Origin of the sequence: Actinomadura meridiana (genome assembly GCF_039537545.1) — a bacterium.
GTDB classification, from domain to species: domain Bacteria; phylum Actinomycetota; class Actinomycetes; order Streptosporangiales; family Streptosporangiaceae; genus Spirillospora; species Spirillospora meridiana.
Genome location: NZ_BAABAS010000020.1, coordinates 465,066 through 487,460 on the forward strand (window position 1 = coordinate 465,066; position 22,395 = coordinate 487,460).

Annotated in this window: 26 protein-coding genes, 2 tRNA genes, 1 other RNA gene and 1 pseudogene; 12 read left to right on the forward strand and 18 right to left on the reverse strand. The window is 69.9% G+C overall.

The window, feature by feature from the left end:
* Positions 1 to 149 precede the first annotated feature (149 nt).
* Positions 150 to 512 (reverse strand): nuclear transport factor 2 family protein, encoded by a 363-nt coding sequence (locus ABD808_RS28185; RefSeq protein WP_344902628.1) that lies wholly within the window; start codon positions 510 to 512, stop codon positions 150 to 152.
* Positions 513 to 682: 170 nt separating this feature from the next.
* Here ABD808_RS28185 and ABD808_RS28190 point away from each other — a divergent pair, with 170 nt between their 5' ends.
* From ABD808_RS28190 to dnaN, 3 genes are read left to right on the forward strand one after another with little or no spacing between them, the layout of a single operon-like run.
* On the forward strand, positions 683 to 2,155 hold the full coding sequence (locus tag ABD808_RS28190; RefSeq protein ID WP_344902631.1) for a DNA-3-methyladenine glycosylase 2 family protein: 1,473 nt from the start codon (positions 683 to 685) through the stop codon (positions 2,153 to 2,155).
* 10 nt (positions 2,156 to 2,165) lie between these two features.
* Complete coding sequence (locus tag ABD808_RS28195) at positions 2,166 to 2,675, forward strand: methylated-DNA--[protein]-cysteine S-methyltransferase (RefSeq protein ID WP_425548987.1); 510 nt, start codon at positions 2,166 to 2,168, stop codon at positions 2,673 to 2,675.
* Positions 2,676 to 2,734: 59 nt separating this feature from the next.
* On the forward strand, positions 2,735 to 3,883 hold the full coding sequence (gene dnaN / locus ABD808_RS28200) for a DNA polymerase III subunit beta (RefSeq protein WP_344902637.1): 1,149 nt from the start codon (positions 2,735 to 2,737) through the stop codon (positions 3,881 to 3,883).
* 317 nt (positions 3,884 to 4,200) lie between these two features.
* On the opposite strand, the gene ABD808_RS28210 is transcribed toward dnaN, so the two are convergent.
* Positions 4,201 to 4,764 (reverse strand): helix-turn-helix domain-containing protein, encoded by a 564-nt coding sequence (locus tag ABD808_RS28210; protein ID WP_344902640.1) that lies wholly within the window; start codon positions 4,762 to 4,764, stop codon positions 4,201 to 4,203.
* Between the two features lie 117 nt (positions 4,765 to 4,881).
* Here ABD808_RS28210 and ABD808_RS28215 point away from each other — a divergent pair, with 117 nt between their 5' ends.
* Together ABD808_RS28215 and ABD808_RS28220 are read left to right on the forward strand one after the other, a co-directional pair.
* Complete coding sequence (locus ABD808_RS28215) at positions 4,882 to 5,547, forward strand: B3/B4 domain-containing protein (RefSeq protein ID WP_344902643.1); 666 nt, start codon at positions 4,882 to 4,884, stop codon at positions 5,545 to 5,547.
* Entirely contained in the window at positions 5,547 to 6,413 is an 867-nt protein-coding gene (locus tag ABD808_RS28220; protein ID WP_344902646.1) for an EamA family transporter, read from the forward strand. Before ABD808_RS28215 ends, ABD808_RS28220 begins: the two co-directional genes overlap by 1 nt.
* A 133-nt stretch (positions 6,414 to 6,546) precedes the next feature.
* Here ABD808_RS28220 and ABD808_RS28225 read toward each other — a convergent pair.
* The 5 genes from ABD808_RS28225 to ABD808_RS28245 all read right to left on the reverse strand — a co-directional run bounded on the left by ABD808_RS28225 (position 6,547) and on the right by ABD808_RS28245 (position 8,745).
* Positions 6,547 to 6,631, reverse strand: a tRNA-Ser gene (locus ABD808_RS28225).
* A gap of 10 nt (positions 6,632 to 6,641) precedes the next feature.
* On the reverse strand, positions 6,642 to 7,079 hold the full coding sequence (tadA, locus tag ABD808_RS28230; protein WP_344903525.1) for a tRNA adenosine(34) deaminase TadA: 438 nt from the start codon (positions 7,077 to 7,079) through the stop codon (positions 6,642 to 6,644).
* A 52-nt stretch (positions 7,080 to 7,131) separates the two neighbouring features.
* Entirely contained in the window at positions 7,132 to 7,569 is a 438-nt protein-coding gene (locus tag ABD808_RS28235) for a tRNA adenosine deaminase-associated protein (RefSeq protein ID WP_344902649.1), read from the reverse strand.
* Positions 7,570 to 7,718: 149 nt separating this feature from the next.
* Entirely contained in the window at positions 7,719 to 8,201 is a 483-nt protein-coding gene (locus tag ABD808_RS28240; protein WP_344902652.1) for a tRNA adenosine deaminase-associated protein, read from the reverse strand.
* A gap of 160 nt (positions 8,202 to 8,361) precedes the next feature.
* Entirely contained in the window at positions 8,362 to 8,745 is a 384-nt protein-coding gene (locus ABD808_RS28245; protein ID WP_344902655.1) for a hypothetical protein, read from the reverse strand.
* Positions 8,746 to 8,830: 85 nt separating this feature from the next.
* On the opposite strand from ABD808_RS28245, the gene upp reads away from it, so the two are divergent.
* The 5 genes and pseudogenes from upp to ABD808_RS28270 all read left to right on the forward strand — a co-directional run bounded on the left by upp (position 8,831) and on the right by ABD808_RS28270 (position 12,724).
* On the forward strand, positions 8,831 to 9,469 hold the full coding sequence (gene upp / locus ABD808_RS28250) for a uracil phosphoribosyltransferase (protein ID WP_344902658.1): 639 nt from the start codon (positions 8,831 to 8,833) through the stop codon (positions 9,467 to 9,469).
* A gap of 174 nt (positions 9,470 to 9,643) precedes the next feature.
* Entirely contained in the window at positions 9,644 to 9,904 is a 261-nt protein-coding gene (locus ABD808_RS28255; protein WP_344902661.1) for a hypothetical protein, read from the forward strand.
* 247 nt (positions 9,905 to 10,151) lie between these two features.
* Positions 10,152 to 10,310 (forward strand): hypothetical protein, encoded by a 159-nt coding sequence (locus ABD808_RS28260; RefSeq protein ID WP_344902664.1) that lies wholly within the window; start codon positions 10,152 to 10,154, stop codon positions 10,308 to 10,310.
* A 7-nt stretch (positions 10,311 to 10,317) separates the two neighbouring features.
* Positions 10,318 to 10,815: pseudogene (locus ABD808_RS28265) on the forward strand (PH domain-containing protein); the annotation flags it as partial.
* A gap of 472 nt (positions 10,816 to 11,287) precedes the next feature.
* Positions 11,288 to 12,724: a helix-turn-helix domain-containing protein gene (locus tag ABD808_RS28270; RefSeq protein ID WP_344902667.1), complete on the forward strand. Its 1,437-nt coding sequence runs from the start codon at positions 11,288 to 11,290 to the stop codon at positions 12,722 to 12,724.
* Positions 12,725 to 12,869: 145 nt separating this feature from the next.
* On the opposite strand, the gene ABD808_RS28275 is transcribed toward ABD808_RS28270, so the two are convergent.
* The 11 genes from ABD808_RS28275 to ABD808_RS28325 all read right to left on the reverse strand — a co-directional run bounded on the left by ABD808_RS28275 (position 12,870) and on the right by ABD808_RS28325 (position 19,782).
* Entirely contained in the window at positions 12,870 to 13,178 is a 309-nt protein-coding gene (locus ABD808_RS28275) for a type II toxin-antitoxin system VapB family antitoxin (RefSeq protein WP_344902670.1), read from the reverse strand.
* A 554-nt stretch (positions 13,179 to 13,732) separates the two neighbouring features.
* Positions 13,733 to 14,062, reverse strand: a complete 330-nt coding sequence (locus ABD808_RS28280; protein ID WP_344902673.1) for a hypothetical protein — start codon at positions 14,060 to 14,062, stop codon at positions 13,733 to 13,735.
* 84 nt (positions 14,063 to 14,146) lie between these two features.
* A complete protein-coding gene (locus ABD808_RS28285) occupies positions 14,147 to 14,434 on the reverse strand; it encodes a hypothetical protein (RefSeq protein ID WP_344902678.1) in 288 nt (95 codons plus the stop codon).
* Between the two features lie 54 nt (positions 14,435 to 14,488).
* On the reverse strand, positions 14,489 to 14,998 hold the full coding sequence (locus tag ABD808_RS28290) for an HAD family hydrolase (RefSeq protein WP_344902681.1): 510 nt from the start codon (positions 14,996 to 14,998) through the stop codon (positions 14,489 to 14,491).
* Positions 14,995 to 15,894, reverse strand: coding sequence for a CPBP family intramembrane glutamic endopeptidase (locus ABD808_RS28295; RefSeq protein WP_344902684.1), 900 nt, complete (start codon positions 15,892 to 15,894; stop codon positions 14,995 to 14,997). The genes ABD808_RS28290 and ABD808_RS28295 overlap by 4 nt, the downstream gene beginning before the upstream one ends.
* Before the next feature lie 187 nt (positions 15,895 to 16,081).
* Positions 16,082 to 16,369 (reverse strand): hypothetical protein, encoded by a 288-nt coding sequence (locus ABD808_RS28300; protein WP_344902687.1) that lies wholly within the window; start codon positions 16,367 to 16,369, stop codon positions 16,082 to 16,084.
* Positions 16,370 to 16,498: 129 nt separating this feature from the next.
* A complete protein-coding gene (locus ABD808_RS28305; RefSeq protein ID WP_344902690.1) occupies positions 16,499 to 16,816 on the reverse strand; it encodes a hypothetical protein in 318 nt (105 codons plus the stop codon).
* 164 nt (positions 16,817 to 16,980) lie between these two features.
* Positions 16,981 to 18,171 (reverse strand): helix-turn-helix domain-containing protein, encoded by a 1,191-nt coding sequence (locus ABD808_RS28310; protein WP_344902693.1) that lies wholly within the window; start codon positions 18,169 to 18,171, stop codon positions 16,981 to 16,983.
* A 62-nt stretch (positions 18,172 to 18,233) separates the two neighbouring features.
* Positions 18,234 to 18,869 (reverse strand): HAD family hydrolase, encoded by a 636-nt coding sequence (locus ABD808_RS28315; RefSeq protein WP_344902696.1) that lies wholly within the window; start codon positions 18,867 to 18,869, stop codon positions 18,234 to 18,236.
* Between the two features lie 473 nt (positions 18,870 to 19,342).
* Positions 19,343 to 19,427 (reverse strand) — tRNA-Ser (locus ABD808_RS28320).
* Between the two features lie 10 nt (positions 19,428 to 19,437).
* Positions 19,438 to 19,782 carry a DUF952 domain-containing protein gene (locus ABD808_RS28325; RefSeq protein WP_344902699.1) on the reverse strand — a complete coding sequence of 115 codons (345 nt, stop codon included), beginning with the start codon at positions 19,780 to 19,782 and terminating at the stop codon, positions 19,438 to 19,440.
* 59 nt (positions 19,783 to 19,841) lie between these two features.
* Between ABD808_RS28325 and ffs the strand changes: the two genes are divergently transcribed.
* Positions 19,842 to 19,937: signal recognition particle sRNA small type (gene ffs / locus ABD808_RS28330), an RNA gene on the forward strand.
* A gap of 50 nt (positions 19,938 to 19,987) precedes the next feature.
* Positions 19,988 to 22,123, forward strand: a complete 2,136-nt coding sequence (locus tag ABD808_RS28335) for a DNA polymerase III subunit gamma and tau (RefSeq protein WP_344902702.1) — start codon at positions 19,988 to 19,990, stop codon at positions 22,121 to 22,123.
* Positions 22,124 to 22,395: the final 272 nt, after the last annotated feature.

Consider the following 22,395-nt stretch of genomic DNA (forward strand, 5'->3'; position numbering starts at 1 on the left):
AGTACGGTATCGGCGTGCGACTACCTGGGCCATTGCACGCCGCGAACGAGGGCCTCGCCTTCCTGCTGGAGGTGGAGCCCACTTCCGCGCCGCCGCCCAGTAACGGTCGACGGCGGCGCGCTTCATCAACTCTGCGCCCCGTGCCTGGGTCAGGCGGGAACCTTGTCCAGGAATCCGTGGACGCGGTCGAACCGGCCGTCGTCGGCGAAGACCGCGACGTCGAAACCGACGACGAGCGCCTCACCGCCCTCGGGACCGAGTTCCCAGGTGAAACGGGCCACGTTGTGGTGGGCGTCCACGGTGCCCGCCGCGCGGAACACCAGGCCGGGGAACTGCTCCTGCGCCGCGGCGACGAAAGCGTCGATCGCGTCGCGTCCCTCGGCGACACCGAGCGGGTCGACGTAGACAGGGCTGTCGGTCCACAGGTCGTCGATCGCGGCCCGCCGCGCGGCCGGGTCGGTCTCGTTCCAGATCGCCAGGTAACGCGCCACCCGCTGCTGAACATCGCTCATTTCATGACCCCGCTCTGTTCGGCCGGGTTCGTCCCGGCGACGCCCCCTACGCTGCCAAGGTCGGGTGTCGCGGGGCGATTACCTGGGAGGTCATGCCGGCTGCGCGCTTCGGACGTTGATGTCGGATTATCGCTAGTGGAACGCCCTGACCATCGGCGATGCTGGAGAGCATGCACGAGGACGCGGAAAGGTGCGTACGGGCCGTCCAGGCGAAGGACGCCCGTTTCGACGGCTGGTTCTTCACCGGAGTCATCACCACCGGGATCTACTGCCGCCCGAGCTGCCCGGTCGTGGCACCGAAACCCGAGAACATGCGCTTTTACCCTAGCGCGGCGGCCGCGCAGCAGGCGGGATTCCGCGCGTGCAAGCGCTGCCGTCCCGACACGTCGCCCGGCTCACCGGAATGGAACCATCGCGCGGACGTCGTAGCCCGCGCCATGCGGCTCATCGCCGACGGCGTGGTCGACCGTGAAGGAGTCCCTGGCCTCGCCCGTCGGCTCGGGTACAGCACACGCCAGATCGAACGCCAACTCAACGCCGAGTTGGGCGCGGGCCCACTCGCCCTGGCACGGGCCCAGCGCGCGCAGACAGCAAGGCTCCTGATCGAAACGACACCCATCCCCATGGGTGATGTCGCGTTCGCGGCTGGGTTCTCCAGCATCCGGGCCTTCAACGACACCGTCCGCGACGTGTTCGCACTGACCCCGACCGGTCTGCGCGACCGAGTCGCCAAGGGACATCCGCCCGCCGGTTCAGGAGCACTCTCACTACGCCTGCCATTCCGCGCGCCACTCTGCCCCGACAACCTGTTCGGCCACCTCGCCGCGACCGCCGTCCCCGGCGTCGAGGAATGGCGCGACGGCGCGTACCGCCGCGCCATGCGGCTGCCCCACGGCCACGGCATCGCCGCGCTGAGCCCCCGCCCGGACCACATCACCTGCACGCTCACCCTGAGCGACCTGCGCGACCTCACCATCGCGATCAGCCGCTGCCGCTGGACCCTCGATCTCGACGCCGACCCCGTCGCCGTGGACGACCTCCTCCGCACCGACCCCGCCCTGGCCGCGCTCGTCGACAAGGCCCCGGGACGGCGCGTCCCGCGAACGGTGGACGCCCCCGAGTTCGCCCTACGGGCCGTCATCGGACAGCAGGTCTCCACAGCAGCGGCCCGCACCCACGCGGCACGGCTGGTCACCGCCCACGGCGACCCCATCGACGACCCCAACGGCGGCCTGACCCATCTCTTCCCAACCCCGTCCGCCCTGTCGGCACTCGATCCCGAAACCCTCGCGTTCCCGAAAACCCGCCGAACCACCATCACGACCCTCGTCGACGCGCTGGCGAACGGCCAGGTGGACCTCGGTGTAGGAAGTGACTGGGAAAAGGCCCGCGCCCACTTGTCCGCCCTACCCGGCATCGGCCCATGGACCGTGGAGACGATCGCGATGCGCGCACTAGGCGACCCTGACGCGTTCATCCCCACCGACTTGGGAATCCGCGCCGCCGCCAAGACACTCGATCTGCCTTCCACCCCTGCGGCCCTCACGCAGCGTGCCGCCGGGTGGCGTCCCTGGCGCGCCTACGCCGTCCAGTACCTGTGGGCCACGGGCGACCACGCCATCAACCTGCTTCCCACCCCCTGAGAGGAACCCAGTGCAACCGACCCATGCCGTCCTGGACAGCCCCATGGGCCCACTCACACTCGTGGCCCTGGACGGAGCCCTGTCCGGTCTCTACATGGACCTGCAACGGCACCGTCCACCCACAGAGACCTTCGGCCTACCAGCCGACCCAAACGAGGCACCCTTCGCGACCGTCGCCGAACAGCTCACCTCCTACTTCGCCGCCGAGTCGACCGACTTCGACCTGCCCCTCAACCTCCAGGGCACCGATTTCCAGAAGCGCGTATGGTCGGCGCTCCAAGAGATCCCCTACGGCGAGACAACCACCTACGGCCAGCTCGCCGTGGACCTCGGCAAGCCATCCGCGTCCCGCGCCGTCGGCCTGGCCAACGGACGCAACCCGATCAGCATCATCGTCCCCTGCCACCGCGTAGTCGGCTCTACAGGCGACCTGACCGGCTACGGCGGCGGCCTGGACCGCAAGCGCTACCTCCTCGACTTCGAACGCAAATCCAAGATCGTCGAAGACGCCTTGTTCTGACTGTCGGTGGGCCGGGTTACGGTGCGGGTGTAGGCCAGAATCGGGGAAAGGCAGATCACGTGGAGTTCCGAGTCGAGCGGCAGACCCTTGCCGACGCCGTGGCCTGGGCGGCGCGGACGCTCCCGGCCCGTCCCGCGCTCCCCGTCCTCGCGGGCATGCTCATCGAGGTCACCGACGAGGGGCGCCTCACTTTGGCCGGGTTCGACTACGAGGTGTCCGCCCGCGCCCGCGAGGACGCCGAAGTCACCGAACCGGGCCGAGCCCTGGTACCCGGACGACTGTTGGCCGACATCGTCCGCAACCTCCCCCCGCACCCCGTGGAGGTCTTCACCAAGGGCTCGGAAGTCGTCGTGCGCTGCGGCCCCGCCGAGTTCGGCCTGCTGACCCTCCCCGTCGAGGACTACCCCACCCTCCCCGAGCCGCCCGCCCGCGCCGGGACCATCCCCGGCGACCTGTTCGCCGCCGCCGTAGCCCAGGTCACCCCCGCCGCCGGACGCGACGACACGCTGCCGATGCTCACCGGCGTCCGCATCGACATCGACGGCGACACGATGTGGCTCGCCTGCACCGACCGCTACCGCATCGCCGCCCGCGAACTCACCTGGTCACCCGCCGACCCCGCCTTCACCGCCGGAGTCGTCGTCCCGGCCCGCACCCTCGCCGACACGGCCAAGGCGATCAGGCGCGGCGCCGAGGTCGCCATCGACCTGGGCGGACACGACGCCGACACCCTCATCGGCGTGTCCGGCGGCGGCCGCAGCATGACGAGCCGCCTGCTGGACGACCAGTACATCAACTACAAGTCCCGCCTGACCGGCACCTGGTCGTCCGTGGCCGAGATCCCCGTCGCCCCGTTCGTCGAGGCCATCAAGCGCGCCGCCCTGGTCACCGAACGCGGCACCCCCGTCCAACTGGCCTTCACGTCCGGCGAGGTCCGCATCCGCGCCGCCACCGGCGACTCCGCCCGCGCCAACGAGTCCCTGGCCGTCGACCTCACCGGCGACGACATCGACATAGCCTTCGCCCCCCAGTACCTCCTGGACGGTCTGGCAGGCATAGACACCCAACACGCCCGCCTGGAGTGCGCAGGCCCCACCAAGGCCGCCCTCCTAACGGGCATCCCCGACAAGAAAGACGACGAGACGACCCCCGAAGAAACAGACACCGGCTACCGCTACCTAGCCATGCCAGTCCGCCTAACCTCCTAACCCCCGAGCACGACAAGCCGATCAGCAGGCCAACCACACCAGACCCAGCGCGGAGACGGCCGGGCCGTGAAGGAAGACAGACGGACGTATTGGGTTGGCCGGGGGATGGGTCGGGTCAGGCGAGCGCGGCCAGGGTGGCTTCGGCTACGCCTCGGGCCGAGGCGGGCGTTCGGCACCAGGCTGACCCGACGTCCCGCCGTCGTCGTCCCCGATCTGCGCGTTGCCCTGGCCGCCGTGACGGCGGGCGCGGGCATCACGGTCCTGCCGACCTACCTGTGCACCACCGAGCTGGACGACGGCGTAAGACCAGCCCCGGATTACAAGTCCAAGACGGCGAGGACGAAACGAACGTCCTCGTTGGTCTCGTTGCCGTAGGAGTGGGGCCGGTCGCCGACGAAGACGGCGGCGGCGCCTGCTTCTACCAGGTCTGTTCGGCCGTCTACGCCCAGCGTGAGGGTGCCCTGGTTCACGTAGATGATTTCTTTGGTGCCGGGTACGTGGGCGTCGCTTTCTCGGGTTTCTCCTGGTTGGAGGATCCAGTTCCACAGTTCCAGGGAGGGGCGCGGGTCGCTTCCGGCGAGGAGGGTTCCGGTGCCGCCGTGTTCGCCTCGCCAGAGGACGACGTGTCGTTCCGGTGGGAAGAGGCGCATCGGCGGCTCTTCCTCCACCTGGACGAGCCGTGTCAGCGGTACGCCGAGGGCGTCGGAAATGCGGATGAGGGTGCCGAGGTTCGGGTTGCCGCGGCCCTGCTCGAGGCCGACCAGGACTCCCTTGCTGACCCCGGCGCGTCCGGCCAGTTCGTCCAGGCTCCAGCCGTGGCTCGCGCGCAGCGCCCGCACGGTGCGCGCCACGGCCTCGCCGATCGCCTCCTGCTCGCTCAACCGTCCTCCCTGCTCGTTCGGGCCCCCAGTCTTCCGTACGTGTCCTACCGCACCTTGCGTCGGTCGGTATGATGGTATCCACATGTCATTAAAGTGACCGTCACGGAGGATGCGAGGATGCTGGACCGGGTCGTGGTCGACGAGGCCGTGCGGGCGTTGCGGCCCGACTTCGCCGTGCTCGTGGTGGCCGCCGAGGGATTGGAGAACGGGCCCAGCGACCAGATGTCGGAAGGTTGGCTGGCCGAGGCGGCCGAGAAGGCCAACCCGGACGATCCGCACGTCGAGGCCTGGCACGACGCCTACCGGGCGTTCGGGGCGAAACCCAAGCGGACGCGGCCCTCGGTGGACGCGCTGCTCCGCCGGGCCAGTTCCCTCCCGTCAATCAACAGGGTCGTGGACGCCTACAACGCGGTGAGCGTCGAGTACGCGCTGCCGATCGGCGGTGAGGATCTCGACGCCTACCGGGGCGCGGCGCGGCTGGTGCGGGCCACGGGCGACGAGCCGTTCGACGTTGTCGCAAACGGTGAACCGGCTGTCGATCACCCAGATCCGGGCGAGGTCGTCTGGCGGGACGACGAGGGCGTGACCTGCCGCCGGTGGAACTGGCGCCAGTGCGTCCGGACGCGGCTGACCGAGACCACCAAGAACGGCTTCTTCCTGCTCGAACGCCTTGAGCCCTACCCGATCGAGCGGCTTGAGGAGGCCGGTGAACGGCTGACGGAACGGCTGCGGACGATCTCCCCCGACGTGCGGGTGGCGAGCCGCCTCGTCGGCGGGCCGTGATGGTCACGATTCTCGCGCTCGGCGCGGCGCTCGCCTACGGGGTGGCGGACTTCCTCGGCGGCGCGGTCTCTCGAAAATCCACGGCGTTGCGTGTCCTGGTCTGGGCCGTTCCGGCGGGGCTGCTGGTCGTCGCAGTCTCCGCCCTGGTCCACGGCGGAAGCATGGAGGCCGCGCCGATGGCCTGGGGATTCCTCGGCGGCGTCTGCGGCGGCGCCGGGATGATGACGTTCTACCGGGCGCTCGCGCGCGGGCCGATGAGCGTGGTCGCGCCGGTGTCCGCGCTGGCCGGGGCGGTGCTCCCGGTCGGGGTCGGGACGCTGCGCGGCGAGCGGCTGGACGTGGCCGTGCTGCTCGGCGTCCTACTGTGCCTCGTCGCGATCGGCCTGGTCAGCATGGAACCCCGGAAGGGCGACGCCCCGTCCCCAGGCAGGCGGCGCCTCCTCGACTCGGGCCCGCTGACGGCCGCGGTGTCCGGAACGTGCTTCGGCATCTTCTTCGTCCTGCTGAAGACGGCCGGGGACGGCACCGGCCTCTGGCCGATCGTCGGCGCCCGCGTCGGCACCCTAGCCGTCGTCGTGGCGGCGCTGGCGGTCGTCGCGGCCCGCGGCGACCTCGGCCCGCCGGTGCCGGGACGGACGCTGCTGCTCCTCGCCCTGCTCTCCGGCGCCCTGGACGCGGGCGCGAACGTCCTGTACTTCGTCGCCGTCCACGCGGGGATGCTCAGCCTCGCCGCCGTCCTCACGTCCCTCTACCCGGCGATCACCGTCCTGCTCGCCAGAATCGCCTACAGCGAGCGACTCCAAGCCGTCCAACGAATCGGCATGGCCATCGCCATAGCAGGCGTGGCACTGGTAACCGTCGGCTAACCCAGACAGCCCGGATCCGCGCGGCATGTTCACGATGATCTTCCAGCGTCCCCGCCGGACGGCCGCCGACTCATGAACGCGCCCACATGCGGAAGGCCGCCGTCCCGGAAAGGGAACCGCGGCCTTCGAGATGCGGTGGTGGTGGGATTCGAACCCACGGAAGCTTGCACTTCACACGCTTTCGAGGCGTGCGCCCTCGTCCACTAGGCGACACCACCGTCGCAGAGCCTACCGGACTCTCCGGTGCGCGAAGAACTCGGTTAGCAGCGCGCCGCACTCGTCCGCCAGCACCCCGGCGATCACTTCGGGGCGGTGGTTGAGGCGGCGGTCGCGGACCACGTCCCACAGTGATCCGACCGCGCCCGCCTTCGGGTCGACGGCGCCGTACACGAGACGGCCGAGCCGCGCCTGGACGGACGCGCCCGCGCACATCGTGCACGGCTCCAGCGTGACGACCAGCGCGCATCCGGACAGCCGCCACGTCCCGAGCGACGCCGCCGCGGCCCGCATCGCGACGATCTCCGCGTGGCCGGTCGGGTCGGCGCTGCGCTCGCGGTCGTTGCGGCCCGTCCCGATGATCTCGCCTGACCCGTCCAGGACGACGGCCCCGACCGGGACCTCCTCGTCGCCGAACGCCTCGCGCGCCTCCCGCAGTGCGCGCCGCATCGCCGGTTCGAGGCCCGCGTAGACCGCCGCCGTCTCGGGGCCCGGCCGCGGTTCAGTCACGGAGACGGTCGAACTCTTCGCCGAAGCCGACCTGCTCGGCGACCGTGAGCAGGGCGTCCCCGGGCAGCCCGCGCTCGCCGAGGTCGTCGAGCCGCTCGGCGTCGACGCCCAGGTCGTCGAGCAGGGCCGGGTCACCGGCGGGGTCTCCGTCCGGGACGTCCCCGACGAGTTGCTGGAGCAGCGAGCCGAGCCCGTCCTCGTGGACGGCGGAGAGGTAGGCGCGCGGCTCGTCGTCGCCGTCCAGCCGGACGACCGCGAACCAGTCGTCGTCCTGCTCGACGAGGAGCACCACCATGTCGCCATAGGACTCGACGGCCGCCTCCCGCATCAGATCGGCGACGTCATCGACGTGTTCGGCCTCGGCGAGGACGGCCTCGGCGCCGACCCACCCCTGCGGGGTCCGCGCGAACACGGCAGCGAAATAGGACACGTGCTCATTGTGACCCAGGAGGTTGCCCCGGTCACACCCCTTACCTGCGTTTACCTCCGCCGAAGCCCGCCGTCGCCGCAAATGTGCGCGCCCGTTACCGGGTTCCGGTGACGATCTGTGGCCGCGCGGACGTCGTCCGGACGGCGCGGTCAGGCGGCGTCGGTGGCGCGCTCGAAGGCGGGCGCGAAGCCGATGCGACCGGCGATGCTGAGGAGCATCTCGTCCGGGTACAGCTCCAGGTCGCCGGAGATGGCGCCGAGCTCCATCTCGTCCAGCCCGAGATCGGCGAAGATCGACATGTCGCCGACGGGGAGGACCTGGTCGAGCTCCTCGTCCTCGGGAATCGGAATGTCCAGATAGTCGAGGACCTGTCCGGCGAGCGGCCAGTCGACGGACGCCGTGACGTCCGACAGGAAGACCATGACGTCGTCGCCGAGCAGCCGGATCGCGACGAAGAAGTCGTCGCCGACCGAGACCAGTCCGATCGTGCCGCCGAGGCTCGGCTGCTGCCGCAGGGCGTGGATGAGCCCGGCGAGGTCCTCGGTCAACGCGACCGGAAGGACCTCGGCCTCCCAGCCCTCGTATTCCCGATACACCACGACCGCGAAGTCCGTCGCGTCCACATCCGTCATTTCCACCCCACCGGCGCGTCTCCTGCCAGGGCATGGTCGCAGATGCGGACGGCGCTCGCGCACCCGACGGCCAAACTGGCCGCCGCACCCGCGCGTGAGGCCGGGAGTCAGCGCCACGAATCGGTGCCCAACGGCAGGAATCTACCGGGCCCGGTCTCGGTCAGTTGATGCGGAAGGTCCGGCGGCGCAGCGCCGCGTGGATCCGCGCACGCCGGGACCGGTGCGGCGTCACCCGACGACGCAGCTCACGGGCCTCCGCCAGTTCCCGCAGGAAGATCGCCCGACGGCGAAGATGCTCGCGCACCTGCTCGGGCGAGATGTCGCCCTGCGGACCCGGCCGCGGGGGGACGTCCGGCTCCGTTGTGACATCGGTCACGATGGCCTCGGGCACTGAGGGGGACGGCACGGTCTCTGGCTGGGTCGGCGGGGTGGTCGGCGGGGGTGCGGTGGCCTCGGCGGGAGGCGCCGCTGGGCCGGGCGGGTCGGGTGCGGACTCGCGTGCCCGCGGGGGACCTCCCGGCCGCTGATCGCTCTCGCTGTTCATAACGCCATAGTGCCCAGCTCAGTGCGTCCTATCCAGGTTCGTTGGCCAGCCGGGCGATGGGCGGTCTTTGGTCTACGGTGAGCGCATGCAGACCCTGGCCGTCGATCATCCGCTCGTCGCGCACAAGCTCACCACGCTCCGGGACGTCCGCACCGATTCCCCCACGTTCCGCCGCCTGACCGACGAACTGGTCACCCTGCTCGCGTACGAGGCCACCCGCGACGTCCGGGTCGCGGAGGCCACCGTGCGCACCCCGCTCGTCGCGACCCAGGGCGTCCAGCTGGCGAGCCCGAAGCCGCTCGTCGTGCCGATCCTGCGCGCCGGGCTCGGGATGCTGGACGGCATGGCCCGCCTGCTGCCGACCGCCGAGGTCGGCTTTCTCGGATTGGTCCGGGACGAGGGCACGCTCCAGGCGCAGACCTACGCGACCCGGCTGCCGGACGACCTGTCCGGGCGGCAGTGTTACGTCTTGGACCCGATGCTCGCGACCGGCGGGACGCTGGCCGCCGCCATCCGGCTGCTGTTCGAGCGCGGCGCCGACGACGTCACCGCGATCTGCCTGCTCGCCGCCCCCGAGGGCCTGAAATACCTGGAACAGGCGTTCTCCGACATCTCCGAGCCCGTCCGGGTGGTGACGGCCGCGATCGACTCCCACCTCAACGAGCAGGGCTTCATCATGCCCGGCCTCGGCGACGCCGGAGACCGCCTCTACGGCGTCGTCTGACACCCGTCCCCGCCCCGGCGCGTCACGATTCGGGGGCGTGGACGGCGGCGATGTTCGTTCCCGGCGGCACAGGGTACGAAGGGCCTACGGAACGCCAGCGCGCGTTCCCCTCCGCCGTCCCGGCACAGGGGACCGTTACGGACCGGGCGGCGCGAGCGACCGCGAGGACACGTCATGGCTCACCAAGGGGACGGCGACCTGCCGCGCTATGCCGCGATCGGGGAGCGGCTCACTGAGGAGTTCGAAGGGGTGCACGCCGCGGACACGGTGGACCGATGCGTGTCCGCCGCACGACACGGCGCCGAGGAGGTCACGGGGGCGGCCCCGCCCGACCTCGTGGAACGGATCGCGCGCAGGCACCTGGAGGTGCTCGCCACGGTCGCGGCGGACAAACGCCGCCGGGCCCGCCGCTCCTCCCTCGGCAACGCCCCGTAAATCCCGCAGGGCATAACGCTTACGGCAGCATGTCGTGGCGCGCGCGACAACAGCCGGTGTCGCCCACGACAACAGCCCATGGCGGACGCGGCGAAATGCCGTGGCGGACGCGACAACAGCCCCGTCGCGTACGCGGCGAGAGGCCGTGGGGCGGGGGGCAACCCGCGTCGGCGGCGTGCTTTGCCGGTCGTGCGGGCTGTGCGAAACTGAATCGGGGTCCGTGGGGTCAATGCTCCGGGAGGCAGCCGTGCCCGCCAAGAAGTACATGACATGGGTCGCCGCGGCCTTCGTGGCGTTCTATGTGATCCAGCAGCCGGACGGCGCGGCCCAGTCGGTGGAGAACGCGGCGAACGGCCTCGCCTCCGCCGCCGGATCCCTCGCCACCTTCGTCAACGCGATCGGCTGAGGCCCCCATGAGGCTGGTCACCCCCGGAGACTCCGCGCCCGCGTCGGTCAACAAGTACCTGCTCCCGCACGAGAACCAGGTGATCACGGTGCGGCGGCATCCGGCCGTGCTGATGGTCCCCGTCGCCCTCGTCCTCGGCGGCCTGATCCTCGCGGGCGTGCTGAGCAACACCGTCACCGCCGCCATCACCTGGGTGTGGTGGGGCTGGCTGATCCTGCTCGCCTGGTTCGTGTGGCGGGTCGCGGAATGGTCCGTCGACTACTTCGTCATCACCAACCAGCGCATGCTGCTGACCACGGGCCTGATCACCCGCAAGGTCGCGATGATGCCGCTGGCCAAGGTCACCGACATGAGCTTCAAGCGGACGATCGCGGGCCGCATGCTCGGCTACGGCGAGTTCGTCCTGGAGTCCGCCGGTCAGGACCAGGCGCTCACCAACGTGGACTTCCTGCCCTACCCCGAGCAGCTCTACCTCGAAGTCTGCGAGATGATCTTCCCGAACAAGAACCCGGCGCCGGACGAGCCGCTGCCGCCGCCCCCGCCGCCGCGCAGGCCACGGGAGACGGTCGAGCCGGAGGACGTCTCCACCGGCCCCGGCCCCGACGACCAGTTCTAGCGGCCGCGTGATCGGCGCCGACAGCGCGGTCCGCGGGACGGACGGCGAGCCCGACTGGGCCCGGGTCCGTCGACCAGTGCTGGCCCGGAAGCGTGGCGCACTGGTCAATATCGGCGGTTTTTGCGATCTTTTCTGGATGGTCAGATACCGTCCGAGGGTGACAGGTGTCGCGATCGCCGGGCCGACTCCCGGCCTCGACCGGTCCGCCAGGGCGGCGCGGCGGCGTACCCTCGTAGGTCCGGTGCACCCCGCCGGGTCGCCCCAGCACGCGTCGCTTCATTACTCTCGATGTGCGATAACCCGCAATGTGCAATCATGTCGGCACCCCAGCCGCCTGTTTACTTCCGCTAAGTGAGTCCACATGCCGGGTCCAGGCAACGTCGGCGAACGTGTCCGCAACCTGCGGCTGACCAGACGCTTGTCGCAGGCACAGCTCGCCGGTCACGACCTTTCCGACAGCTATATCTCGTTGATCGAGTCGGGTAAGCGCACCCCGACCCCTACCGTCCTGCGCATGCTCGCCGAGCGCCTCGGCTGCACGCCCGAGTATCTCGCCGAGGGCGTCGAGCCGGAGCAGCGCGCCCACCTCGAGGTCCGGGAGCGCCATGCCCACCTCGCGCTGCTGAGCGGCGACGCCGCCGGCGCCGAGATCGGCTTCGACGAGGTGATCTCCCGCAGCGACGACCCCGACCTGACGTCCCGCGCCCGGTGGGGCCGCGCCCGCGCCCTGGAGGAACTGGCCCGCGCCGACGAGGCCATCGCCCTGTTCGAGGAGCTGCGCGAGCACGCCGAACGCGACCCGGGACGGGCCAGCTGGCTGCCGCCGGTGATCGCCCTGGCCCGCTGCTACCACGCCGTCGGCGACCTCGGTCAGGCCGTCGCGCTCGGCGAACGCGCCGTCGAACGGCTCGACCGGCTGGGGCTGGACGTCGGCGAGGAGTACACCGAGGTCGGACGGATCCTCCTGCTCGCCTACGTGGATCGCTCCGACCCCGCGCGGGCCCATGAGCTGGGACAACGCCTCCTACACCCGAAGAGCGACGAGGACGAGCCGGCGAGCGTCCACTACCAGCGGGCCAGCCTGCGCGCGCTGGAGGAGGGCGCGATCGGCGACGCCCTGTACCTCGCCGACCAGGCCCTGGCCGCGCGCAGCGACCAGGGCCCGGCGCAGTCGCGCGCACGGCTGTCCCTCGCGGCCGCCAAGGCGCTGCTCAGGGGCGTCATGCCGTTCTCGGCCGACGCGCGGCACGACCCGATGCCCGCCGGTGAGTACGGGTTCGAACGCCCCCGTCCCGAGGGCTCCCCGGAGTCCGCGCAGGAGGCGCTGAAGCTCCTTCAGGGGACGGCGTGCCTGGACGGTGCGGAATCCACCGAAAGCACCATCGCCAGGGCGCGCGCGCTCGTGCTGATCGGCGACCTGGAGAACGCCATCTCGACCCTGGAACAGTTCCTGGACACCGGCTCGGCGCTGGCGGCGCCGCAGCCTCACTCCCGGCCGTCCGGCAGCGACCTCGCGTCGCGCACGCAGAAGACCGTGCTGGCCCGTCTCGTCCTGGCCCGCGCGCGGGTCGCCCAGGGCGAACCGAGGGCCGCGCACGTCGTGCTGCGCGCCGCGGCCGAGCAGCTGTCGACGATGCCCGCCGGGCGTCCGGCCGCGCATCTGTACCGTGAGCTGGGCGAACTGTTCGAACTCGTCCGGGACCCGGCGACGGCCGCGACGGCGTACCGAAAGGCACTGGAGGCAGCAGGACTGTCCGCGTCACCAACGACAACGTCCAACACCACCGCCCGCGTCTGACCTACGAGGGCTCGGTCTCAGACCAGCTCGGGCTCAAACCAGCTCGGGTTCAGGCCCGTTTGGGTTAGACCAGCTTGAGGTCAGACCAGCTCGGGGACAGGCCAGCTTGGGGTTAGGCCAGCTCGGTCTCGGGCTCGGGTCGGGGTCAGGCCAGGTCGACGGCGTCCAGGTCGAGGACGCGGGCGTGCAGCACCTGCCGCTGGTGAAGCGCGGCCCGGAGCGCCCGGTGCAGGCCGTCCTCCAGGTACAACTCCCCCTGCCACTGGACGACGTGGGGGAACAGGTCGCCGTAGAACGTGGAGTCCTTCGACAGGAGCGACTGGAGGTCCATCTCCCGTTTGGTGCTCACGAGCTGGTCGAGGCGGACCTGACGAGGCGGGATCTTGGCCCAGTCCCTGGACGAGAGACCGTGCTCCGGATAGGGCCTTCCCTCTCCCACCGCCTTGAAGATCACCCCCTGAGTCTACGGCGTCGCCATGACCCCGAGAAGGCAACTCAACAACATGAGTCACCTCGCTTGCCACGTCCGGTAAACCATTACCCCGCAGCTCAGACGCTTCGTTACTAAGTAACGAAGAACGGGCGCCCGGTTTACCTACGGTTCCGTAAGCGACCGGTCCGCGTCCGGCCAGAGCACACCGCGCCGAAGTGCTGGACGCCCAGCCCACCCAGGTGTACGCGGGCTCCCGAGACACACGAAGGCCGGTGCCCACACAGGACACCGGCCTCGATACCAGGCGGAGGATACGAGATTCGAACTCGTGAGGGTGTGAACCCAACACGCTTTCCAAGTCTGCTGACCACCGTCCGTGCATGATCACGTCCGTACAGGGCGCCAGCTCATCGGCCCGAGTCGAGCAGGCGAGGCTCTCGGCGGACCGGCCCGAACGCGCCCGAACGCTGCGCTAATGAGACTAGAACTGAGACTGAAGGGCTGGGCATCGTGCCAGGTCAGCCGACCCGGCACCCGGCCCCTTGTCGAAGGCATAGCGGGCTGCGGCAGGGCCGCTACCCGATCTCGGCGAGATGATCCCGCTCGTGATTCGCCCGGGTGAGATTTGCTCGGACGCGGATGAGCGCGTCGTCCACACGGTGAACGGGCGCGAGGGACTCACCCCAACTCGTCCAGAACCAGCGCCCGCCGTCGAGCCCATCCTCAGCGGGCCGCCGATGGCAGGTGATCCGGTCGGCAGGGTGCCGGACGTCGTCACAGCATCCCGGAACCTTGGGGTTGATCACGTGTAGCCCCTTGCCGGTGAGATGGGTGGTGAGCCCGTAGAGCTGAAGACGCACGGCGAGTGCTGCGAGCGGGTTGTCTGTGGCGGTCTTGAAGGTCATAGCAGGCACCTCTTCCTGCTTGCGCGCCTAGTGAGGGTTGGTACCGCGACCCGGGCGCGCGCCTTCAACCCGGGTCGCGGGGTTTCAAGGGCGTTGGCTAGCGTCGACCGTTTGGAGGGTGTCGACGATGGCTTCGGCGGCCTCGCCGGGATCGTGCGGAAGCCGTGTCCATGGGTCGGTTTCGAGGACCCGCCCTTGGTAGCGCCCGCCTTTCCACCGCACGGTCCATGGCCCGGCGTAGCCAGCGGTGACGTGCACGTGCGGTAGACCGGTCTCGTCGTCGTGGGCGATGGCTACGGCGAGCTTGGGGGCGCGTTCCCGGACGGCCGCGTACAGCCGCTCAGCCGGGCCGAACGCTTCGGGTGTCTGCATGGGATCCGCCTCCGGCGGTGGTGTGGTGGCCTCAGCGAGCAGCCTGGAGAGTGGTCACCTGATCTCCAGGCGTGGGGGCAGTTCGGCGACATGACTGATCAGCAACGCGCCATCTGGCAATTGCTCGTCGGGCCGCAGCCCGCCTGGTCGGACGAGGCACGCTTGCATGCCCGCGCGCATTGGCCCGGCCACGTCATCGGCGATGCTGTTCCCGACGAACAGCACCTCCCGGGCCGGACACCGCGCTGCGGTGAGGACCAGGTCGTAGAACAGCGGCTCGTCCTTGGCCACCCCGAGTGCGTACGAGATGAGGCCCACCGCGAAAAGGTCATGCACGCCCGCCGCCTGAAGCGCTGGCCAGCGGGTCTCTGGTGCCAGCGCATTCGACGCCAGCAGGAGACGCACCCCCATCCCGGCGATCTCGTGCAGTGCGGCGGCAGCTCGTTGTTCCACCCTCTTCTGGCCGAGGATGTGGTCTGCGTGATCGGTGCTGATCGTGCCGCCGAAGTCCAGAGCGACCGTCCGGCATCGCACCCGTCCGGGAACCGCCTGCCCGCCGGTCACCAGGTCACCCCTGCCTGATGAGATGACGCAGGCAGGCGCCTACGGGGTGGTTGCAGAGCGATGAGGCCGCAGACGGTGAGCATCACCCCGGCCAGCGCCGCAGTGAGCAGGGGACTGTAGACAGACACGGCAGCGGCGTTCAACGCCGAGTGCAGCGCGATCGTCGGGGCGAGGGACCCAGTCTGTTCCCGCACAACTGCCAGCGCGATCCCGACCGCGACCAGAAGAGGCATCAGTTTCCAGTCCGCGTGCGGCAGCGCCCAGACCAGGGCGCTAACCGGCACCGCGCACCACGGCCCGCGCCAGGACCGCAGTCCCCCGTAGACCACACAGCGACACAACACCTCCTCGTTGACCGGGGCCAAGACAACTGTCAGCAGCACCAGCGCGGCCAACTGAGCGCCGTGCGCGTCATGCACCGCCTGGGCGGCGTCCTGCCGGGCAGGGACCAGCCGCGCGTAGACGCCCATCGCCAACACCACGGCCGCGCCCGTCCCGAGCGTCCACCCGATGACGGCGCCCGGGCGCCGAGGCGAGCAGACCAAGGCGAAGTCGGCCAGGCGTGGCCGTACCCGCTTGTGCCGCCACACGGCCACCAGCCAGAGCGTGGCGAGCCCGGCCGCCACCGTGCACGCCGCAGCCAGGACGAGTTGGCCGGTCTTGTCCTCGCGACTCGGGGCCGCCCCCGTGATCGTGAGCGCGACCGTCGCCACGACGAGGTAGACCAACACCGCCGCCAGCTTGACGAACGGCGCGGCCAGCGCGTACCGCAGAGACCACGACGGCGCAGCCGACAGCTTTGGGGCGCGGGTGAAGGCGTCGGAGGGGGGTCCGCCAGCGACGGTCGTGTTCGTGCTGGGGTGATCGTCGCGTGTTAAGGGACCTTGGGGGTTCATGGTTCCTAATCAGTTCTGGGAGTAAGCCGTCCGGCAGACTCCTGGGTTGGTAGCCAGCCGGCAGGTGAGCACTCTGGGTTCCTGGACGTTGAGTCCTTTCGTTGGGTCGGGCCGCCGCCCGGCGGTTCCGGACAGCGGTGAGCGAGCGGTTGACGAACGTGGATCAGAGGGGCGGCGCCGCTCCAGCTCATCGGCGCCGGGGGACGAAGAACTCGGTGACGTCCTGGCCCTCCCCGTCGCCGCACGCGCCGCTGTCAGGCGCCTGCCTCTGGGCGTCCGACCAGCGGGCACCCATGATCTCCTCGCCCAACCGGTCCGGCGTGCGGGCCTCAACGAGGTGGTCGCCGTCCAGCGCCCACCAGTGCCGGGTGTGGTGCCCGAACCACGCGATCACTCCGAACCGGTTCTCCAGGTCGTAGATCTCGGCTTGGTGGATCGACTCGATGTTGATGCGTGTCGTGTCGTCAGCGCCCACGGGGCGACTCCTCGCAGGCGCAACGGCCCGCGAGCGTCAGCCACCACGGGCCGAGACCCCCAAACCAGAGAAGGGCACCCAGCCACACCCGCCGCGCCGCGTCACGCCGCTGGGCACAGCACGGTGCGGTCACCGCACACACCGCTCGGAGGGAACCGCATCGGCGGTCCGTGCGCCGTCCTCGGCGTCGAGCTGTGCCTCGAGTTGGAGGACGCCGCCGACGAGTTCGCGGAGCCTTTCCGGGGTGGTGGTTTCGATCCAGGAGACGCCGCCGCCGGGTGGAAGACGGAACGGGTAACGCTGGGCCTCCCACGGAACCTTGGAGTACCGCGCGTACCCGAACGCCCAGCCGGGGAAGTCCTCATGGAGGCGGTCGAGCCACTCGGCCCGCTCCGCCTCATCGCCGCCCGCTCCCTTGGAGCGTGGCGAAGGCGGTACCTTCTTCACAGCCGAAGTCTCCTTCCGGTCAGGCCGGAGCCCCCACTGCACGAACAGTGGGTCGGGGCCGTCTTGTCACCCGGGGGCCGTGCAGCCGCACTGGCCCGTACACCGATGCTCGTGCCTCACAAGGCCAGGAAGTGACACACCTGGTGTCACAGCACCTGAGCTGCCTAAATGACGCGCGCCCACTCGGCGAATGCGACCAAGGCGTGCGGAGGTGACACATGTAGGCGAAGCAGAGTTACCAGGGCATCCCGGACGAACGGATGCTCGCGGACGTGCTGGGGAGCGATCTGCCGGGCCGTCTGAAGCGAGGTAACCGCCTCGTCCCGCATGCCCAGCCACAGCTGAGCGCGTGCCAAGTCGACGTAGTAGTGCGAGCGGCGTTCTGCGGGCAGGCCGTCCAGCTGCGGCCTTTCGACGGCTGTCTTCCCCCCCGACGCGAGCTGGACGGCACCGGTCGCGTCCCCGAGTTCGACAGCGACCGAGACTTCGTGGACATGCAGCGAGGCCGGGCCGAAGGCGGTTCCGTGGTAGACGCCCTCGGGTACCTCCTGCGCGAGGCGCCGGGCCTCCTTGATGTGGTCGTCGACGGCTGCGAAGTCCTCTGTCAGTCTGGCTGCCACGACGGCGGCACGCATATGCAGGGCGCCCGCAGCAGCGCGCAGATCCACCGAGGCCAGAGGCGGCAGGTCGTCAAGCGCGATTTCCAGCGCCCGCAGCCCAGGCGCGAGACTACGACTTCCGGCGAAAAACACCTCAGTTCGGACGTAGGCAGCTGTGGCGATCAGCGCCGGGTCCTCAGCGATCTGCGCGGAACGGCGCATCAGCTCGATCAGTCGCGCGGACAGGTCGTAGTAGCCGTACTTGTAGGCGACGGCGTCGGCGGAGCGGTAGGCCGCAGCGAGGAGGCCCGCAGCGATGCGCCGCCGGGGCCCACCTACCAGCACGGCACGCGATAGCTCGGTGAGCAGTGGCGGAAGTTCTTCGGCCAGGCGCGTGTACTGGGCGGTCAGGCGGCGCCGCATTGCCGCGTCGGTCGCCTCGCGCAGCCGAGCGGGGGGCCGCACCGGCCCGTCATCGGGGATGTCATATGCGTCGATCGCGGCGCGAAGGTCGGGAACCGCCGCATGCACGCGGCTGTCGGTATGTACCCGGCGGCCAGTGAGGGCCTCGGGCGCGACCCCGAGCGCATCGGCGATCGACTCCAGGACTCGGTCGGTGGCGGAGCGGCTGCCCTGCTCGACCTTGCGTAAGGTGCTGAGCGAGATGTGCGCGTTCTCGGCCAGTTGGCGCTGAGTGAGGCGGCGCGCCACGCGTCTTGCGGCGATGCGATGGCCGACCTGCTTGTCCCGGGTCACCGAACGCTCCGTAATAGCTACTGCGGGTACGGTACACGGCCGCGTTCGGCAAGCGCCGGTTGTCAGCTGAGGAGGTCGGGAAGTTCGGCCAAGCCGTCGAGCACCCAGTCCGCAGCCCCGCCGCCCTCCGGGTCGTCTGCCCACAGGTACCCCCATGGTCCCCGGCGGACGAGCGCCGTCCGTAGCCCGCTGGCCTTGGCGGGTCCGATGTCGTTAGCCGGATGATCCCCGACGTAGACGATCTCACCGGGCGTGCCGGGTGCCCACTCGGCCAGCCTGGTGAAGAAGGCTGGGTCCGGTTTGGCCACCTCCCACTCCTGTGAGGTGGCGATGGCGTCGGCAGGCAGGTCCAGTGCACGCAGGCAGTCACCAGCGCGCGAGGTCTGGTTGCCCGCGATGCCGACCCACAGACCCCGGGCGCGCAGCCCAGCCAGGGTCTGGCGGACGTCGCCGTACAGGTCGGCCTCGGTGATCTGCTCACCGCATCCCGCATTGATTCGGGCCTGGCGTTCGGCTGGCAGGTCGAAATTCGGCCGGATCAACCGCAGCGCGTCGGCGTTGTCGCGCCCCTGGGCGGTCACGGCGCCCACGAGCGCCGACAGCGTGTGAGCGGGGACGCCGAGCCAACGAGCCCACGCCCCCCACTCACGCGTGTCGTCCACCAGGGTCTCGCCGACATCGAACACCACAGACTTCACTGGTCCAGCGTAAAAGGAGTGGCCGCCCGCCGACCGCACTCCTTCGCCGACCACTCCTGCCGCCGCGCATGCACGACGCTGGTGCAGCTTCGGGAAATCCAAATGTGTTTCGGCAGGTCAGATGAGCGACTCGGGCGGGCTTCGGACGTTGATAGGCAAAACGTCGGACTATTTGGCGTTGAGGGTGGTGCCCTTGGTGACCTTGCCGACCTGGACCGGGCGTTCGTGGACGAAGTCCTCGGCGGATTCGGTGGAGAAGGTCATGCCGGTTGCTTGGACGGCCACGGCGCGTTGGAGGGCGATGCATCGTCCGGCGGCTCTGAGCTGCTGGGCACCCTCGGTGCAGTGAATCTGTCTTTCCAGGAGGCCAGGCCCGGCCCTGGGTGAGCTTCCGCAAGGGCAACTGAGACTGAACGCGATGAGGGCGGCACCCGTGGGTGCCACCCTCATCGCGTTAAGCCAGGTCAGACGAGCGGAGGATACGAGATTCGAACTCGTGAGGGCGTGAACCCAACACGCTTTCCAAGCGTGCGCCCTAGGCCACTAGGCGAATCCTCCACGGGGCAGCCTACCGGTTCTCGGGCACTGACCTGACATCGATTACGGCAGGCATCGGGATCGGCCCGTAGACGTGCGGGAAGACCTCGTCGCCGACCTGCTCGTACCGGACGGGGACCCCCAGACGGGACACGTCGACGACCAGCAGAACCAGGTCTGAGCGGGGTACGGCGCCGTAGAACCGGCTGAGGACACCGTCCACCTGAGTCATGTCAGACGAACAGTGGATGAAGCCCTCTTCATCGAGTGTTCTGCCCAATGTGGACATGCTGTACGGGCCTCCCGTAACGCGGGCGGCGTCCCAGTGGGTCCGTTCGGCGATGTGCAGGAGCGTGTCGTGCGTCGAGGTGGGCATGCGGCGGAGACTACGCGCGTAAGCGTGCCAATCCGGGGCTGGGGATGCCATAGACTGAGGTCGACCCCTCGCACGGCGTCACCCTGTGAACCTCCCCAGGGCCGGAAGGCAGCAAGGATAAGCAGGCTCTGGCGGGTGTGCGGGGGGTCCCTTGGTTTGACGGCGACATACTGACGCTCTGCTTCCCGAGGAGGGCGGGCCCCCGATGAGTCTGGCTCTGTACCGCAAGTACCGGCCAGCGACGTTCGCCGAGCTGAAAGGGCAGGAGCACGTCGCCGAGCCTCTGCAACAGGCGCTGCGCAACGGCCGGATCAACCACGCGTACCTGTTCAGCGGTCCGCGCGGGTGCGGCAAGACGTCAAGCGCCCGTATCCTCGCCCGCTCGCTGAACTGCGAGCAGGGCCCGACTCCCGACCCGTGCGGCGAATGCGACTCCTGCGTCGCCCTCGGCCCCTCCGGGACGGGCCACATCGACGTGATCGAGATCGACGCCGCGTCCCACGGTGGCGTCGACGACGCCCGCGACCTGCGGGAAAGGGCCTTCTTCACCCCGGTGTCGGCGCGCTTCAAGGTGTACATCATCGACGAGGCGCACATGGTGACCAGCGGCGGCTTCAACGCGCTGCTGAAGCTCGTCGAGGAGCCGCCGCCGCACCTGAAGTTCGTGTTCGCGACCACCGAGCCCGAGAAGGTCATCGGCACGATCCGGTCGCGCACCCACCACTACCCGTTCCGGCTGATCCCGCCCGGCGTCCTCCATGAACTGGTCGAGGAGATCCTGAAGGCCGAGGGCGTCTCGTACGAGCCGTCGGCCCTCCCGTTGGCCGTCCGCGCGGGCGCCGGTTCCGCCCGCGACACCCTGTCTGTCCTGGACCAGCTCCTGGCCGGTTCGGACGAACAGGGCATCACCTACGCTCGCGCCGTCTCGCTGCTCGGCTACACCGACTCGGCGCTCCTGGACGAGGTCATCGCCGCGTTCACGGTCCGCGACGGCGCCGCCGTGTTCGCCGCCATCGACCGCGTCATCGAAAGCGGCCAGGACCCGCGCCGTTTCGCCGCCGACCTGCTGGAACGCCTCCGCGACCTGGTGATCCTGTCGAACGTCCCGGAGGCGGCCAGCTCGGGCCTGCTGAACGCGCCACCGGACGAACTGGACCAGATGAAGCGCCAGGCGTCGTCGCTGGGCCCCGGCGAACTGACCCGCGCCGCCGACCTGCTGCACACCGGCCTCACCGAGATGCGCGGCGCCACGTCCCCGCGACTGCTCCTCGAACTGATCTGCGCTCGCATCCTCCTCCCCGCGGCCTACCAGGACGAGTCCTCCGTCCTAGCCCGCCTGGACCAACTGGAACGCCAGGCCCCCCAAGGCACCTCCGCGCCAGGCGGCAATCACTCCCCAACGCCGTCCACCCCCGTCCCACCGACCTCACCCCGGCCAGCCACCCCTTCACAGAGCGCCCCGCCCCAGAACGCGAACCCCCCACAGACCCAACAAGCAGACCAGACCCGACAGACGGGGCCGGGCCAGGCGGGACGGTCGGAGCGAGAGCAACCCCGAGAACAACCCCGGGTGGGCCCCCCCACTTCTAGTATCGGCCCTGGCCACGGCGCTCCGGGGGCCGAACGGGCTTCTGTGGATAACGACAGGGCCGCAGCTCAAGGGCCTCCTGCCCCGGGCGGCCGACCGGCCTCCGACGCACCTGCCGCGCAGCCTCGCGGCGGGGGCGGAATGGACGTGTCGACCGTCCAGCAACACTGGCAGGACATCGTCCAAGCCGTGAAGCAGAAGAGCATCGTCGCGTGGACGGCGGTGGCCTCGGGAGTGCGTCCCGTCTCGGTCGACGGCAATGTCCTGACACTCTCCTTCGACGGCGAGGGCGCGAGAAAGAACTTCGTGGGCGGCAACAGGGATGTGGTTCTCCGCGCGGTCCTCAAGGAGCGGATGGGCGTCGACTGGCGCATCGACACCGTGGTCGGCGGAGGCGGCGGCAGCGAACGACCCGACACGGGACGCCCATCCGGCGGCCCGTCGTCCAGCTTCGGCTCCTCACAACCCGCCGCGGGCTTCGGTTCCGGATCCCCATCGCAACCCGCCGCCCCGCCAACCCCGCCACCGGCTCCCGCCCCACGCGACAGCGACGAGCGCCCAGCCCCACACCCGGAATCGACACAACCGCCACCGCCCAGCCCACCACCCGTGGACGAGAGCGACGAGGTCGACCCCGAGGGCGACGCGGACGCCGACGACACCGCTGCCGAGACGAGCGGAATGGCGCTCCTCGAACGCGAACTCGGCGGCCAGATCATCAAAGAGATCGACTCCTCAGCCGCCCAGCACTGAAGCGGCTCTCTCCCGCCATGGAGCCGATCCGCCGCGCCGACGAGCACGTTCACCAGCCCATCAAGGCCGCTGGACGCCGTCTTCATTCATCGCGCACGGACCGAACGTGGAGAAAGTGATCTACGGTCCTGGCCGCAGCTTCGATGTCATCGCAGTCATGCAGATACCCACACAATCCATGCGGGGCCTCGTAGAACCCCCAGCCACCGGGCCCGGCCAGCACACACAAAGTCATGGCGAGATCGGCGCCATAGACCCTGAGCAGTGGGACA

Bases quoted from the DNA above. Each gene is read 5' to 3' on its own strand.
- ABD808_RS28185 (WP_344902628.1), bottom strand. From the start codon at position 512: ATGAGCGATGTTCAGCAGCGGGTGGCGCGTTACCTGGCGATCTGGAAC.
- ABD808_RS28190 (WP_344902631.1), top strand. From the start codon at position 683: ATGCACGAGGACGCGGAAAGGTGCGTACGGGCCGTCCAGGCGAAGGAC.
- ABD808_RS28215 (WP_344902643.1), top strand. From the start codon at position 4,882: ATGCTGGACCGGGTCGTGGTCGACGAGGCCGTGCGGGCGTTGCGGCCC.
- ABD808_RS28220 (WP_344902646.1), top strand. From the start codon at position 5,547: ATGGTCACGATTCTCGCGCTCGGCGCGGCGCTCGCCTACGGGGTGGCG.
- tadA (WP_344903525.1), bottom strand. From the start codon at position 7,079: ATGCGGCGCGCACTGCGGGAGGCGCGCGAGGCGTTCGGCGACGAGGAG.
- ABD808_RS28240 (WP_344902652.1), bottom strand. From the start codon at position 8,201: ATGACGGATGTGGACGCGACGGACTTCGCGGTCGTGGTGTATCGGGAA.
- ABD808_RS28245 (WP_344902655.1), bottom strand. From the start codon at position 8,745: ATGAACAGCGAGAGCGATCAGCGGCCGGGAGGTCCCCCGCGGGCACGC.
- upp (WP_344902658.1), top strand. From the start codon at position 8,831: ATGCAGACCCTGGCCGTCGATCATCCGCTCGTCGCGCACAAGCTCACC.
- ABD808_RS28255 (WP_344902661.1), top strand. From the start codon at position 9,644: ATGGCTCACCAAGGGGACGGCGACCTGCCGCGCTATGCCGCGATCGGG.
- ABD808_RS28270 (WP_344902667.1), top strand. From the start codon at position 11,288: ATGCCGGGTCCAGGCAACGTCGGCGAACGTGTCCGCAACCTGCGGCTG.
- ABD808_RS28280 (WP_344902673.1), bottom strand. From the start codon at position 14,062: ATGACCTTCAAGACCGCCACAGACAACCCGCTCGCAGCACTCGCCGTG.
- ABD808_RS28285 (WP_344902678.1), bottom strand. From the start codon at position 14,434: ATGCAGACACCCGAAGCGTTCGGCCCGGCTGAGCGGCTGTACGCGGCC.
- ABD808_RS28295 (WP_344902684.1), bottom strand. From the start codon at position 15,894: ATGAACCCCCAAGGTCCCTTAACACGCGACGATCACCCCAGCACGAAC.
- ABD808_RS28325 (WP_344902699.1), bottom strand. From the start codon at position 19,782: ATGCCCACCTCGACGCACGACACGCTCCTGCACATCGCCGAACGGACC.
- ABD808_RS28335 (WP_344902702.1), top strand. From the start codon at position 19,988: ATGAGTCTGGCTCTGTACCGCAAGTACCGGCCAGCGACGTTCGCCGAG.